Annotated in this window: 12 protein-coding genes, 1 tRNA gene and 1 pseudogene; 9 read left to right on the forward strand and 5 right to left on the reverse strand. The window is 46.4% G+C overall.

Annotation, left to right across the window (positions count from 1 at the left end):
• Window positions 1–30: 30 nt before the first annotated feature.
• The 4 genes from clpX to JWG88_RS02140 all read right to left on the reverse strand — a co-directional run bounded on the left by clpX (window position 31) and on the right by JWG88_RS02140 (window position 3,568).
• A complete protein-coding gene (clpX, locus tag JWG88_RS02125; protein ID WP_205232035.1) occupies window positions 31–1,296 on the reverse strand; it encodes an ATP-dependent Clp protease ATP-binding subunit ClpX in 1,266 nt (421 codons plus the stop codon).
• The gene (gene clpP, locus JWG88_RS02130) at window positions 1,297–1,899 is read right to left on the reverse strand and encodes an ATP-dependent Clp endopeptidase proteolytic subunit ClpP (RefSeq protein ID WP_205232036.1); all 603 of its coding nucleotides are present in this window, start codon (window positions 1,897–1,899) and stop codon (window positions 1,297–1,299) included.
• Window positions 1,900–2,028: 129 nt separating this feature from the next.
• Window positions 2,029–3,354 carry a trigger factor gene (gene tig, locus JWG88_RS02135; RefSeq protein ID WP_205232037.1) on the reverse strand — a complete coding sequence of 442 codons (1,326 nt, stop codon included), beginning with the start codon at window positions 3,352–3,354 and terminating at the stop codon, window positions 2,029–2,031.
• 129 nt (window positions 3,355–3,483) lie between these two features.
• A tRNA-Leu gene (locus JWG88_RS02140) sits at window positions 3,484–3,568 on the reverse strand.
• Between the two features lie 679 nt (window positions 3,569–4,247).
• Between JWG88_RS02140 and JWG88_RS02145 the strand changes: the two genes are divergently transcribed.
• The 9 genes and pseudogenes from JWG88_RS02145 to JWG88_RS22105 form a co-directional block, all read left to right on the forward strand.
• Window positions 4,248–5,111, forward strand: coding sequence for a thioredoxin domain-containing protein (locus JWG88_RS02145; protein WP_205232038.1), 864 nt, complete (start codon window positions 4,248–4,250; stop codon window positions 5,109–5,111).
• 116 nt (window positions 5,112–5,227) lie between these two features.
• Window positions 5,228–6,184, forward strand: a complete 957-nt coding sequence (locus tag JWG88_RS02150) for a PhoH family protein (RefSeq protein WP_205232039.1) — start codon at window positions 5,228–5,230, stop codon at window positions 6,182–6,184.
• Between the two features lie 76 nt (window positions 6,185–6,260).
• Complete coding sequence (locus tag JWG88_RS02155) at window positions 6,261–7,457, forward strand: pyridoxine 5'-phosphate synthase (RefSeq protein ID WP_205232040.1); 1,197 nt, start codon at window positions 6,261–6,263, stop codon at window positions 7,455–7,457.
• A 27-nt stretch (window positions 7,458–7,484) separates the two neighbouring features.
• Complete coding sequence (locus JWG88_RS22100; RefSeq protein ID WP_205232421.1) at window positions 7,485–7,622, forward strand: endonuclease; 138 nt, start codon at window positions 7,485–7,487, stop codon at window positions 7,620–7,622.
• A gap of 287 nt (window positions 7,623–7,909) precedes the next feature.
• Window positions 7,910–8,956 carry a PAS domain-containing protein gene (locus JWG88_RS02165; protein ID WP_205232041.1) on the forward strand — a complete coding sequence of 349 codons (1,047 nt, stop codon included), beginning with the start codon at window positions 7,910–7,912 and terminating at the stop codon, window positions 8,954–8,956.
• Window positions 8,957–9,364: 408 nt separating this feature from the next.
• The gene (locus JWG88_RS02170) at window positions 9,365–10,489 is read left to right on the forward strand and encodes an HAD family hydrolase (RefSeq protein WP_205232042.1); all 1,125 of its coding nucleotides are present in this window, start codon (window positions 9,365–9,367) and stop codon (window positions 10,487–10,489) included.
• Window positions 10,490–10,581: 92 nt separating this feature from the next.
• Entirely contained in the window at window positions 10,582–10,779 is a 198-nt protein-coding gene (locus JWG88_RS21575) for a hypothetical protein (protein WP_240194220.1), read from the forward strand.
• On the forward strand, window positions 10,719–10,886 hold the full coding sequence (locus JWG88_RS02175) for a site-specific integrase (RefSeq protein WP_240194265.1): 168 nt from the start codon (window positions 10,719–10,721) through the stop codon (window positions 10,884–10,886). Before JWG88_RS21575 ends, JWG88_RS02175 begins: the two co-directional genes overlap by 61 nt.
• A pseudogene (locus JWG88_RS22105) lies at window positions 10,883–11,167 on the forward strand (transposase zinc-binding domain-containing protein); the annotation flags it as partial. The gene JWG88_RS02175 and the pseudogene JWG88_RS22105, both read left to right, overlap by 4 nt.
• Here the strand turns inward: JWG88_RS22105 and JWG88_RS02185 are convergent.
• On the reverse strand, window positions 11,163–14,516 hold the full coding sequence (locus JWG88_RS02185; protein WP_205232043.1) for a PAS domain S-box protein: 3,354 nt from the start codon (window positions 14,514–14,516) through the stop codon (window positions 11,163–11,165). The pseudogene JWG88_RS22105 and the gene JWG88_RS02185 overlap by 5 nt on opposite strands.
• Window positions 14,517–14,586 lie beyond the last annotated feature (70 nt).

A 14,586-nucleotide genomic window follows, 5' to 3' on the forward strand; every position in this document is an offset into this window, starting at 1 on the left:
GATCTCCATAATATACTTACACCTGGGCATTTAAGCATTTCCTGCTATTTCCTCTTTTTCGCTCTTCTTATAGAGGACAACAGGATATTCACCATTATTTATCACCTGCTCACTGATCACGCATTCCTGGACATTCTTCTTGGAAGGTAGATCATACATCACCTCAAGCATCGCTGCTTCCATGACCGAGCGTAGTCCTCTGGCCCCGGATTTTCTCTTGAGCGCCTTGCGGGCGATGGCGGTCAGGGCTCCTTCCGTGAAACGCAGCCTTATATCGTCAAATTCAAAAAGCCTGGTGTATTGTTTGGTCAGAGCATTTTTCGGCTCCTTGAGAATACGCACCAGATCTTCTTCGAGAAGCTCTTCCATGGTGGCTATGACCGGAAGGCGGCCGACCAGTTCAGGAATAAGTCCGAATTTGAGAAGATCCTCCGGCTGTACGGCGGCGAGCAGTTCTCCAAGTTTTTTGGTGGATTCGCCAATGACATTGCTGCCAAATCCGATCGATTTTTTACCCTTTCTGCGACGAACTACACTCTCGAGACCGACAAAGGCGCCACCGCAGATAAAGAGGATATTAGTGGTGTCGATTTTGACCAGCTCCTGCTGAGGATGTTTTCTTCCCCCTTTGGGCGGAATGGAGGCGACGGTCCCCTCAATAATCTTGAGAAGTGCCTGCTGTACCCCTTCGCCGCTGACATCACGGGTAAGAGAAGGACTGTCCGATTTTCTGGCGATTTTATCAATCTCATCGATATAAATAATACCTCGCTCGGCTTTTTCTATATCATAATCGGCAGCCTGGAGAAGGTTGACCAGGATGTTTTCGACATCGTCGCCCACATATCCGGCTTCCGTCAGGGTTGTAGCGTCTGCCATGGAAAAGGGGACATTCAGGGTGCGGGCAAGGGTCTGCGCCACCAGGGTCTTTCCGGATCCGGTCGGTCCTATAAGGATAATATTGGACTTCTGCAGCTCTACCTGATCCTCACTCTTGGGAGCATCTATTCGTTTATAGTGGTTATGAACGGCGACGGATAGTACCTTCTTGGCATAATCCTGACCTATTACATATTCATTGAGGCGATCGTTTATTTCCCGGGGCTTCAGGTTTTTTTTGACAGCATCTGCACCATCATCAGTACTGTTTTCATCCTGGACGATCTCATTGCACAGATCGATGCATTCGTCACAAATGAAGACATCAGGCCCGGCGATCAACTTATTAACTTCGTCCTGATTTTTTCCGCAAAATGAACAATTGCATTCAGGCCCGCTTTTTTCCTTCTCACTCATTTATTTTTCCTCTGCTATTTCTTCTCGCTTATTGAGTACCTTATCAATTAAGCCGTAACTCTTTGCTTCGTTTGAGCTCATAAAATAATCACGTTCCGTATCTTTTCTAATTTCTTCGATAGGTTTTTTCGTATGTGAGGCCAGAATCTGGTTGAGCTCTTCGCGCATACGCAGAATTTCACGGGCGTGGATGTCGATATCCGTTGCCTGTCCCTGAAATCCACCCATCGGCTGATGAATCATGATTCTAGAATGCGGTAGAGAATATCTTTTACCGTCGCATCCCGCTCCAAGAAGCAAAGCGCCCATGGACGCGGCCTGGCCCATGCACAGTGTCGCTATATCACATTTGACATATTGCATTGTATCATAGATTGCCATGCCTGCGGAAACAGATCCACCGGGAGAATTGATATAGAACGTAATATCCTTTTCGGGATCATCGGCCTCAAGAAAAAGTAACTGAGCAATGATGACATTGGCAACCGAATCATCAACCACGGTTCCCAGAAAAACAATGCGCTCCTTGAGGAGACGGGAATAAATATCAAAAGCACGCTCTCCACGTGGGGTCTGCTCTACTACCATTGGTACCAGGTTCATTTTTATCTCTCCTTGAAACGACACGACTGCAGCGGTATCGAACCTGCTGCAGTCGCTTGTTTAATCAAATTCCAATCTCCGGGAAACGGAAACCAGAAAGCTGTATGATAAAGTCCGGAAGGATATGTATCAACTCCCCTCCGGTGTCTGTTCTTCTTCAACCGGAGCAGCTTCCGGTTCAATGTATTTCACCTCTTTACGCAGGAAATCGAGAACTTTTTCGTTGAGAAGTTCATTCATCAGGGGAAGCAAATCGTCACGGTTGCCGAAAAATTCTTTTACCTGGGCCACGGGCATATTATATTGATCACCAATGCGCTTGAAGCCACGATCCATATCTTCGTCCTTCAGCTTTATTTCCTCTTTCTCGGCAATTTTCTTCAGGATGAAATCACCGCGGACGCGCTGAGCGGCTACAGGTTCGTTACGCTGCGCAAGCATTTCCCGGTTGAGACCGGCTGCCTCAAGGTTCATACCGCTTTTCTCGAGTTGCTCTTCGGTCTGCTTGATCATCTGCTCTACTTCAAAATCAACTAGTTTTTTAGGAACCTCAAACTCGTTCTCTTTTAAAATAGCCTGCATTATCCTGTCAGTCAACTGGCCCTCGGCACTTTCCTCTCTCTCGCGCGTGAGTTTCTCGCGAATGGCAGTCTTGAGCTCTTCCAGGGTATTGAATTCCTTACCGACATCCTTAGCGAATTCGTCATCGAGCTCGGCTAGAATGCGTTCCTTGATGTCCTTTATGGTAACCTTGAACTCAATTGTTTTTCCGGCAAGTATAGGATTGGGATGTTTTTCAGGGAATTCCACTTCATGGCTTGCCTCCTGGTCTTTACTCATACCGACAAGCTTCTTTTCAAACTCTTCTCCCATCTGCCCGGCACCTACTTCGACGGATGTGTTTTCGTTCTTGACCTGCTTCATCGGGTTGCCTTTATGGAACCCCTGATAGTCAATGATCACGATATCGCCTTCTTCCGCGGGACGATCTTCGGAGGATTTCAGAGGCGCCATCTGGCGGCGCAGATTTTCGATTTCCTTGTCGACATCCTCATCGGTGACATCGGTTTGAGGCCTTTCAACTTCCAGTTCCTTGTAGCCTGTAACCTCGAACTGCGGTCGTACGTCTACCTGAGCCTCATAGGTGAAGGATCCATCTTCGTTATAAACATGGTTGAGTATTTCCGGATGAATAACCGCGTCGATATTTTCCTTTTCGATCACATCAAAATAGGTATCCTGAACAAGCTTCTCCCCTACCTCGGCTTCAACTTGCGGTTTATAGGATTTTTCAATGATCGAACGTGGAACCTTACCTCTCCTGAAGCCCTTCATCTTGGATTCTCTCTGCAGCTTGTCATAGGCTTTCTTAAGCTTCTTACGAACATCTGTCTCAGGCAGAGTAACTGTAACTTTTCTAGTAAGAGTTCCTATCTCTTCAACCTTTACATCCATCTGTTTTCATCCTTTTGACTGTGTTCTGCATAATCGTTTATCGGCATACGTAAGTTCGCTATGGGCGATCCGCCATACCGATCCGCAATACAGAAGTTATTTTTATGAAATAGTATTTATAATTCAGCCTGGTGCGAGAGGGGGGAGTCGAACCCCCACACCCAAAGGCGCTAGATCCTAAGTCTAGTGCGTCTACCAGTTCCGCCACCCTCGCAACTAACTGATTCTACTTACTTTTCACCTGAACAAACAGGTCAGTATAACATTTTATCATCATATTTGCGAAAACAAAATGGACTGGTCCCGAAAAAGTCTGACGCGCCAGGTGAATCATTTGTAATTCACAACTTTAGTCGAGTCAAGGTATTCCAAGTGATTAAATCAACGAATCTTCAGAGCGAAGCAAACTTTTCTATTCTCTCGGGCAGTACTTCTGCAGTAATCCACCATATCAAAATCTGATAATCTCATAAAAAGTTGTGACGATGCCATATGGCTGGATAAAAAGTACGATATATGTTTTTGGCAAGTACCTTCGCCTATACAGTTAAGCAGTTAAGTTCAACTTTTATACAGCGAACCGGGATTATTCGATTTTGGACGACTTTTCTTATTGCTTTCCAAGAAGGTCAAGAAGTGCTAAATTCTTGCCAAATCAGCAGTTAATGGATACTATCTTAATTTGCATTTGACGAACCTTCTGTTCTCATTGCTGATGATGCAAAGGTTAATTTCAGGCGATTATAGAGCCACCTGTTTTAGTATTCTCAGATTGTTCCTGTTTTTTGCAGGAAAAAAGACTCCGTCTACGAGATACTGATAAAAGCTCAATTGGGTTAGTTGAAAGGACAGTAAACCTAAACAGACATTTGACAAAAAAATCAGAGGTTATTATGGATTTCAAAAAGATATTGGCAGCACTTTCAATCTTAACGGCGGCACTTTGCAGTCCTGTAATCGGGGCCACAAACATGCAGGATTCATCCTCCAATCTCGACTGGCAGGTCCTCAATCAATGGCAGCTTCCCCAGAGCCCTGTTGACATAGTGCACTCGCTTGATGGCAAATACGTTTTTGTTCTCACCAGCGAGCATAATGTTCTTGTGTACACCGCCGACGGCAAACTGGAAGGAACCATACCGGTAGACAAAGGAGTGAATGCCATAGATATTGCTCCGAGGGCTGAAATGCTTTATCTGATCAATGGCGAAAAAAACAGTTTCACAACCATTTCCGTCAGCTTCATCAGAGAGATCAACACTGCCGGAGCCCCCATCCGCGGTCCGGAAAATGCCCCGGTAACCATCGCCCTGTTCACTGATTTCGAATGTCCATACTGCAGCAAGATTGAACCTTTGATTGCTCAGGTTCTTGAAAGGAATCCCAAAAATGTAAGACTGGCCTTCAAAAATATGCCTCTGCAGTTTCATAAATTTGCAGATCCTGCCGCACGCGCCGCACTCGCTGCTGAAAAGCAGGGAAAATTCTGGGAATTTCACGATGAACTTTTCTCCGCCGAAAAACTCAGTAACAAAGTTATTGAAGACATAGCCGTTAAATTGGATCTTGATCTGGAACAATGGAAAAAAGATATGGAATCCCCGGTAATCCGGCAAAAAGTTCATACCGACATCCAGGATGCACAAAAAGCCGGAGTTACCGGCACCCCCACCATTTTTATAAACGGTAGACTTCTGCAAGACAGAAGCCTACAGGGATTTCAGCGGATTATTGATGAAGAATTAGACAAGAAATAACAACGAACTTCCTAAGCTCGATCTATGTCGTTGTGGATCGAGCTTTCTCGGGGTCTGCGTCAAGTGGCAGAGTCCATCTCGGCAACTTCAATGAATTTTTACAAAATTATCAACAAATGACAAACGATTTCAGCTGTGATCTACACTTCTCGGATAACAGTAGTGCTGCATTGCTTTTTGGTGATTTGAACAGGAACCTTCAAACTATAGAAAAAGTCGCGGGCCTGAAGATAAATGCTCGCGGCAATGACCTTAATATTGTCGGTCAGGAACATGAGGTCAAGCTGGTCAAAGATCTGCTGCAGCAACTTTATGACATGATCGGCAAGGGTTATCCGGTATATTCATCGGATATCGCCTTTGGCCTGCGGATTCTCGAATCCACACCATCGGCAAAGCTTGATAAGATTTTTCTTGATAAGGTATACGTGACCACGCAGCACCGGGTCATATCTCCCAAGACCAGGAATCAAAAAATATATATAGATGCCATTCGCCAAAACGATATTGTCTTCGGCATCGGCCCCGCAGGTACCGGCAAGACCTATCTGGCTGTGGCCATGGCCGTTTCGGCCCTGGTCAATAACCAGGTCAGATCAATCATTCTGACAAGGCCGGCGATCGAAGCAGGCGAAAAGCTTGGTTTCCTGCCGGGGGATCTGGCCCAGAAAGTGAATCCTTATCTGCGGCCTCTTCACGATGCCCTTAATGATATGTTGGGGGCCGATAAATGTGCCGATTTGATCGAAAGAGGAATAATAGAGATAGCGCCGCTGGCTTTCATGCGCGGCAGAACGCTCTCGAATGCCTTTGTCATACTCGATGAAGCGCAAAACACCACCAAAGAACAGATGAAGATGTTCCTGACCAGAATCGGCTTTGACTCTCTGGCGGTGATAACCGGAGACTCCACCCAGGTCGATCTTCCCATACCCAAGCATTCCGGTCTTCTTGAAGCCAGGAAAATACTGAAGAACATAGCCGGCATACAGTTTTGCAGCTTTGCCAAGGAAGACGTGGTCCGCCACCCTCTTGTGCAAAAAATTATCGAGGCTTATGAAAACCGGAAGTAACGGGGTGATCGGAAAGTAAAGGGCAGACTTTTACAACATTGACAGTCTCATTTCTACAGGAACAATAACTTCAAAAATGTCTGTTGTTATCTCCAATCATTACGGCTCTAAACTGCCGTTGCCCGAAACAAAAATCCGGTACATTGCCGAGAAGCTATTAAGGGAGGTGGGCTTTGCCAGGCACACTCTCTCGATTTTGCTCACCGACGATACGGAAATACGCAGACTTAATCATACTTACCGCAATATAGACAAGGCGACAAACGTGCTCTCTTTTCCGTTTGCCGATGGCCTTGAAGAAGATCTTTCTGCGCTTCCCATTCAGGAGCTTGGCGATATCGTCATCTCACTGGATACGGCGGCAAAAGAGGCAGAGGAGTATGATCAAAGGCTGATTTACAGAATAGCCTGGCTGACAGCCCATGGCCTCCTCCATTTACTAGGCTATGATCACGAACGTTCTCCGAAAGACGCCGAGTTAATGTTTGAAAAGGAGAAGGATTTACTCGAAAAAGTGTTTATCAACAGGAGCCGAACAATGCCACAACTTGCCATCAATGTAGATCATGTCGCCACCATCCGCCAGGCTCGAGGAGGGCGGGAACCCGACCCTGTTTTTGCAGCTTCGCTATGCGAGCTTGCAGGCGCAAGTGGAATTGTTGTTCATCTAAGAGAGGATAGGCGCCACATTCAGGATAGTGATGTCTATCTCCTTAGGAAAACAATCAAGACAAAACTTAACCTTGAAATGGGCGCTAATAAGGAAATTATCGATATCGCCCTGGATATTGTTCCGGATATGATCACCCTTGTTCCGGAAAAACGGCAGGAGCTGACTACTGAAGGCGGCCTCGACGTTATTTCTCAGAAGAAAAAACTAGCCAGGGTGGTACAAAAATTCGCTGAGGCTGATATTCCCGTTTCCATCTTTATCGATCCCGATTCCGAACAAATACGCGCTTCTTATGATATCGGGGCCAAATATGTGGAAATTCACACCGGCCGCTACTGCGATGCCATCAATGAAGAACAGATGCGCCAGGAGTTTTTCTTCATTGCCGATGCAGCAGAGGAAGCACACCAGCTTGGACTTATCGTCAATGCAGGACACGGCCTGGATTACCGGAATACCGCTCTAATAGCAGCACTCGACACCATAGATGAGTTGTCCATCGGACATGCAATTATATCGCGGGCTGTTTTTACCGGACTTGAACAGGCAGTCAAAGATATGCAGATTATCATCCTGAACGCGCAAAGCCTGCAACTTTAGCATTATTTAAATCTCTAATATTTTGAAATCTACCATTGTGATGTCGGTCCATCCGATTTTGAACGGCCTCGGAATGATCGTGTGATGAGGATTCAGGGGAATAGAAACCCATTCATTGACAATCCCGGCTGGGCTAATCTTATTTGGCAAGAGCAAGTCCATTAATCGAATAAGGATAAATAATCCATTTTTATATGAGATTGAGATGCTCATCGATAACCTACTGTCTCGAATTGCATTGCTTTTGTTAGCTTTTCGAAGCACTCCAACTTCGTATATACAGTAGTCATCTTTACATGATGCAACTACTTTTACAGGAATATTGCCGGTGAACATAGATGCCAATCCTATTGCAGAAACAAGCCGCATTTACGTATAATGCAAGAATATTTGACAATTAAAAGCTCTATTATTCAAACAAAATTATCGTTTAATGTGGAGAGGAGAGTGCTATGGAAGCGACCCAGATGGACCAAATACACGAAGATATCGTAGAGACAATACGTGAACCCCTTTTGATACTGGATCAAGACCTCAGGGTGATCTTAGCCAGCCGTTCCTTCTATGAATTTTTCAAGGTAAAACCTGAAGAGACTGTGGGGCAGCTTATATATGACTTGGGCAACAAACAATGGGATATCCCAAAGTTGCGTGAACTGCTGGAAAAAATCCTTCCCCAAAAAAACCCTTTTAACAACTATGAGGTTGCACACGATTTCGCCAGCATCGGCAGGCGCACAATGCTGTTGAACGCCCGACAAATTGAACAAGCGATGGGCAAGAAACGGATCATCCTCCTGGCTATTGAGGACATTACCGAGCGTAAAAAGATAGAAGACGGCCTCGAAAAGACCCGAAAAGAACTGGCGATCATCAAAAAAACCGCAGATGAAGCCAGGGAATTTGCTGAGAGCATTATAAACACCGTGCGTGAACCCTTAATTTCCTTGGATCAAGACCTCAGGGTGGTCGCTGTCAGCCGTTCCTTCTATGAATTTTTCAAGGTAAAACCTGAAGAGACTGTGGGGCAGCTTATATATGACTTGGGCAACAAACAATGGGATATCCCAAAGTTGCGTGAACTGCTGGAAAAAATCCTTCCCCAAAAAAACCCTTTTAACAACTATGAGGTTGCACACGATTTCGCCAGCATCGGCAGGCGCACAATGCTGTTGAACGCCCGACAAATTGAACAAGCGATGGGCAAGAAACGGATCATCCTCCTGGCTATTGAGGACATTACCGAGCGTAAGCGGGCAGAAGAACAAAAGGACAGTTTAGTTTCGGATCTTCAAAAAGCATTATCAGAGGTAAAGACTTTGCGAGGTTTTCTACCCATCTGCGCTAACTGTAAAAACATACGTAATGATAAAGGGTACTGGGAACAAATTGAAAACTATATTCATGATCGCTCTGATGCCGAATTTAGCCACAGCATTTGCCCTGAGTGTGCAAAAAAGCTTTATCCGGATTTTGACTTATATACCACTAAGGAGTGATTGGCAGCACAACCAAGCTCATTCAGTCGACGCAAAAGTCCGCGCCGCTGATTTATTCGTTAACATTGCCACCTCGAAGTTCTGAATATCCTACCAGTACCTCTATTTAACCTTATTCCTGATAATGTAGGGACGGCTAAGCATAAAGAATTGCCCAGAAATGGAGCAACTGGCAACCCAAGATTTCCAAAGATTCCCTCTGATGTCTCATACCACCAAATAGATCTTGGGGTATACTAAAATTCTGGCGGTTCCCAAAAGCTCCTAACAAAAACAGGAGCAGCAATATGAAATTTTTTTAAGCAATCCCAGAGGCGGTATCACCGCACCAACTCCAAAAATTTCTTGAATGGGCAAAGAAAAGCAACTAGATTGCCGGACACTAATGGATAGAAGAAAGAAGATCGCATGATTATTTGGGCAAGATTACAAGCTCATGCGCTATCACATATCACCTACGATATAAAGAAGGACAATATGAAAAAGCTAGTTTTACTGTTATTTCCATTGATCACATTGTTTACGTTACAGCTGAGTGGAGCAAAATCTGAGCCATTGCATACAGACTACCCTCATTGGAATTTTGAAAACAGTAAAACATACAGCAAACTCGAAAGAATTAATTCCTTTATAGAACAAAACAGGAACAAAGAATTTCTGGCGATATTTGACTGGGATGGAACCATCTATAACGAACACATTCCTGTTAAGGAGTTGAATGACGCGAGATATTCAGGACAGGCTGCATATCATATTTGGACAGCAATAAACAGCGACGCCTTTCCTTTTAAACCTTTTCCAATGTTCTGGACTAAAGATGGCAAATTCGCTGAGAATGTAATTGAGAAGAACAATTTTCTTGAGGGGCATGCAAATGTAACAGCTAACGGTTACAGCAAGTTTACACAAATACCACTTTTTACCTCCGGGATGACTCCTCAAGAGTTCGAAATAACAATCGATGAATATCTTAAACAGTACAGGCCAGATCAATATGCTTTTTTGCCGATGCTCGATGTTCTACAAAAAATGCTGGATGAAGGTGTAAATGTTTGGATAATTACTGGAAGCAATCACTACTTTGTCGGTTATGTGCTCAAGTATATACAGGAAAATATAAAATATTCAGGTGATAAATACTATAATTTTCAAAGTATCCTCTCACCAACGGAAAAAAGTGTGATGCATATCGCCGGAAATGGCATGAAATTAATGCATAACAAGAGATTTTCCGCAGTATACGATAATACGTTTACTCAAAATCCTGAGAAAAAGCTTTATATCGTCGATAGGGAGGGAAAGGAAATTGTAGTCAAAAACCTTGAAAAATGGTCAAAGGCAAAAACCTTATTTGTTGCCGGCAACAGTGACGGGGATTTGTGGGATTCTGAGTATATTCTTGAGAGGAGCACCAAAGGTTTTGGAATTGCGGTGAACCCTACTCAGGGAAGTAAGCTTAGGAATTTTTCTAAGCATCATGAAAAACAGATAGTTTTGCTTAACGCCAAGGATTTATTATCTCAACAACAATAGGGATCTGCCAGGACCAATATTCTAAATGCCAAGATAAATTCTGGAAGGTTCACCGGCATCCCCGCCTTATCTTTCCGAGCAGGAAGAGAGGGGTGAAAAACGCCCACCTGGTGACCGTACCGCTGGGCAGAGGCGGCATCCAGGTAGCTATGAAAAAGGTAGTCGATCAACTCGGCATTAAAAAAAAATCTCCTGCCACTCGCTTAGGCACTCCTTTGCAACGCATCTGCTGGAGGCTGGCGTTGATTTCCTCGAGTTACAAAAAATCCTGGGGCATGTCTGTGTTCTGACCACATCACGCTACACCCATCTCACTTCAAAGACCAAAAACAACGCCTGCCAGGCGATCAACTCCCTGGTAGACACCCTTGATATCCGCTGGGGAGGTGCAAAATGATCCTCCTCTCTGCCATCATAGATGAATTTGAGAACGGTTTCCTTTCGCAATATAAAACTCTACTGCCCGGCCATAGAAAAGCCCTGCATACGATAAAGCGGTGCAGAAAAGAGCATGGTCCGCACATGCTGGCTAAGTGCACCGGTCATGATTGTGAGAGCCGGATGTATATTCCCCATTCCTGCGGGCACAGAAATTGCCCCCATTGCCAGAACCACGAAAACTGGCAATGGATCGAAAATCAAATGGAGAAACGACTGCCGGCTCCGTATTATTTTATGTGCCAAGGGTAAAATAAAATACGGCCTCCTTGTCGATCTCTCCCTCTGCCCAAATTTCTCCACCATGGCGTTTGATCACTCTGTGGACAATGGAAAGTCCGATACCCGTCCCGGGGAATCCACTTTCGCTGTGCAACCGCTGAAACGGCTGAAATAGCCTGTGGGCTTGCTCCATGGGAAATCCCGTACCGTTGTCGCGAAGGAAGAACACCATTTTTCCATTTTTTTGACAACTGCCAAACTCTATGTTTGCTTCAGCCTTTTTACCAGTATATTTCCAGGCGTTGTTAAGAAGATTAGCCAACGCTATGTTGATGAGCTGCGCATCCCCTCGCGCTTTGAGATCATTGGCAATACGAATTTCGACATGTCTTTCCGGATACTGCTGTCCAAGCTCTCTAGCCACGGCTTTGGCCATGGAACTCAGATCGATTTCCTGAATGACCACCTCTTGCCTGGAGATGCGTGACAAACGCAATATGTCATCAATCAGAATGTTCATTTTACCAGCCCCTGCGGTGATTCTCTGCAGATATTCATTCGCCTTGCCGTCCAGTTGCCCGGTATGGTTGCGCAAGAGGGAGCTGAAGCCGATTATGGCGCGCAGCGGAGCACGCAGATCATGGGAGACGGAATAAGAGAATGCCTCAAGTTCCTTATTCGCGGCTTCAAGGGCCTCCTCGGCTTTTTTACGCTCTGTAATATCATTTGCAGCGCCGAACCATTCTAATATCTCGCCCTTGTCGTCCAATAGTGGAACCGCCTGCGAATACACCCACCCTATAGAGCCGTCTGCTTTAATTATTCGATGTTCAAGTTTGAATACACCTCGGGTTCTTATTGCCTCATTTGTGGCTTTATATACCCGTGGCTGCTCTTCAAGAGGAATATATTCATGAAGCCAGTTACGGTTGTTATTGTCTGTGTCGGTGAGAAAATTTTGGCTCCGAAGTCGTCGCATTTCACTCCAATCGGAGTTCATAGAATATAAAACGTCTGAACTGGCCGCTGTCAGCGCTCGGAGACGCTTGTCACTCTCGCGTAGGTCTTCCTCTGATTTGCGTTGTTCGGTCAGGTCATGAACCGATAAGAAGATGAGCCTTTCTCCGCCGGCTGTATCAACCATCGTACCGTTGTAGGAAAAGACCTTTTCCCAGCCCTGGTCGCGCCGTCGGATACGCAGTTCGAGGCCGCGCAACGTTTCGCCTCGCTTTATCCGCCGCATTGGCCATTCGTCAAACTCCAGCAAGCGATTACCGTCGGGAGTCAGCAGGTCGTACGTGGCCGAAGTCTTTTCCAATGACTCGATGCCCTCTTCGGGGCGTGTGAAGCCATGCATTTTGCGTGCGGCCGGATTCCAATAGATAATCTGTTCGTCCTCGGAAGCAATGATAACACCTTCCTGGAAGTGCTCGAGCGCCAGGTTCCAGCGCTCTTCGCTGCGCTGAAGGGCCTCCTCAGCCTGCTTGCGTTCGGTGATATCCTCAATGATGGCAATTTCGTAGTCAGGGACGCCCTGTGCATTGCGCACGAGCGACAGTGTGAGCCTACCCCACACATGGTTTCCATTTTTATGAATGAAACGCTTCTCCACGATATAGCTTTCCAGTTCCCCGGCTGCCATTTTTTGAAAGGGAACAAGGTCCAGTGCGAGATCGTCTGGATGAGTAATCAGCGGCCAGGGGATTCGTTGCAGCTCTTCATTGGTATAGCCGAGCATCCGGCTGAAGGTGTCGTTTATCTCTATCCAGCGAGCGTCGTGGAAACTGACTCTGCCTATACCGACAGCTGCCTGCTCGAAGATGGACCGGAATTTCTCTTCACTTTCCCGAAGGACTTCTTCTTTTCGTTTAGGCTCGGTGATATCGCTCAAAACACTAATAAGCCGAATCACCTCGCCTTTGTTATTATATTCGAATTTCCCGAAACACTCTATCCAGCGCCACTGGCAATCATTGAGGCGTCTGATACGATACTTCCCTGTGAATGGAGTATGGTTCTGCACACTCGCCATGATCTCCTGATGGAGACGAGGTATGTCCTTGGGATGGACTACCTCGCGCTCAAAACGCTCACTGTCAACCGGTGGATCCTGGGGTGAAAGCCCGAAAATCTCGAACATCCGCTGGTTGTCCCAGATAGGCCTGTCATTTTGCACATCCCATTCAAAGACCCCGAGCTGGGCGGCGTCAGTAGCCAGGCGCAGCCGCTTTTCACGTTCCATAAGCATATTCTCGGCCCGCTTGCGTTCGGTAATGTCAAGATTGATTCCCACCCAGCAGTCGATTTCGCCATGGTCGTTATGCACGGGACGTCCGATAGCCAGTACGTGGCGCATAGAGCCGTCTTTTGCTCGAAAGCAGTGTTCCCGCTGGAAATCTTCTCCTGATTTTATACAGCGGAGCCAATGCTCTCGCGTTGGTTGGCGATCCTCCGGAGGTAAAAGCTGCAGCCATCCGAACTGCAGCAGCTGCGGCAGGGTCATGCCGGTCATTTCCAGGAATGAATCGCTGACAAAGGTGCACGCGCCGGCAAGGTCTGCCTGCCAAATGCCATAGGGGATGGCTTCTCCAACCGTGCGATAACGCAATTCGCTCTCACGCAGCGCCTGTTCGGCTTGTTTGAGTTCCTCGATATTCATTGCCACGCCAAACCACCGTACAATCAGGCCCTGATCGTCTTTGATTGGACGGCCGATAACCCTGAACCAAACATACAAACCATCATGTCTGCGAACCCGATACTCCAGGTCATAGAGGGATTTTCCAGTCACCGCCGACTGCCAGGCAGCCAACGCCCGCGCCTGATCATCTGGGTGAAGTAACTGGTTCCAGCCATCGCCGAGATGCTCGCTCGTGGGTACGCCGGTGAACTCCTCCCATTGTCTGCTCTGATAATCGCAATATCCGTCCGGGCGCGTGGTGAAGACCATTCCGGGAATTGATTCCAATGCCTGCCGGTGAAAGGAAAGGTTTTTTCGCAGATCCTGTTCCGTCTTGTTGTGATTCCCGCTGCCCCTGGCATAGCTAAATATATACTCCTTTCCTTCGAACACAGCATGATCAAGCACCAGCTCAACTTCGTACTCACTGCCATTCTTGCGATGATACGTGGTTTGCAGGATAGCGGACTTTTTCTCTCGCAGCTGCTGCCACTGCTGTTCAAACTGCTCCATCGTGAGGACCGGGAGCACATCATAAATGGTCATGTTCAGCAGCTCTTCCCGCTCGTAGCCCAGATTGTCGCAGGTGGCGGCATTGGCATAGCAGATCCTGCCGTCCTGGGTGAACCAGGTAATCATTTCAGCCGTCACATCTATAGAAAACTGAGTCAGTTTCTGCATTTCCATTGGTTCTGTAATTCTGAGAGTTCCTTCAACCGTAGATCGTGAGATGAAGTGGTGTCAGCGAAGGAAAGAG

Source organism: Desulfopila inferna (assembly GCF_016919005.1).
GTDB lineage: Bacteria > Desulfobacterota > Desulfobulbia > Desulfobulbales > Desulfocapsaceae > Desulfopila_A > Desulfopila_A inferna.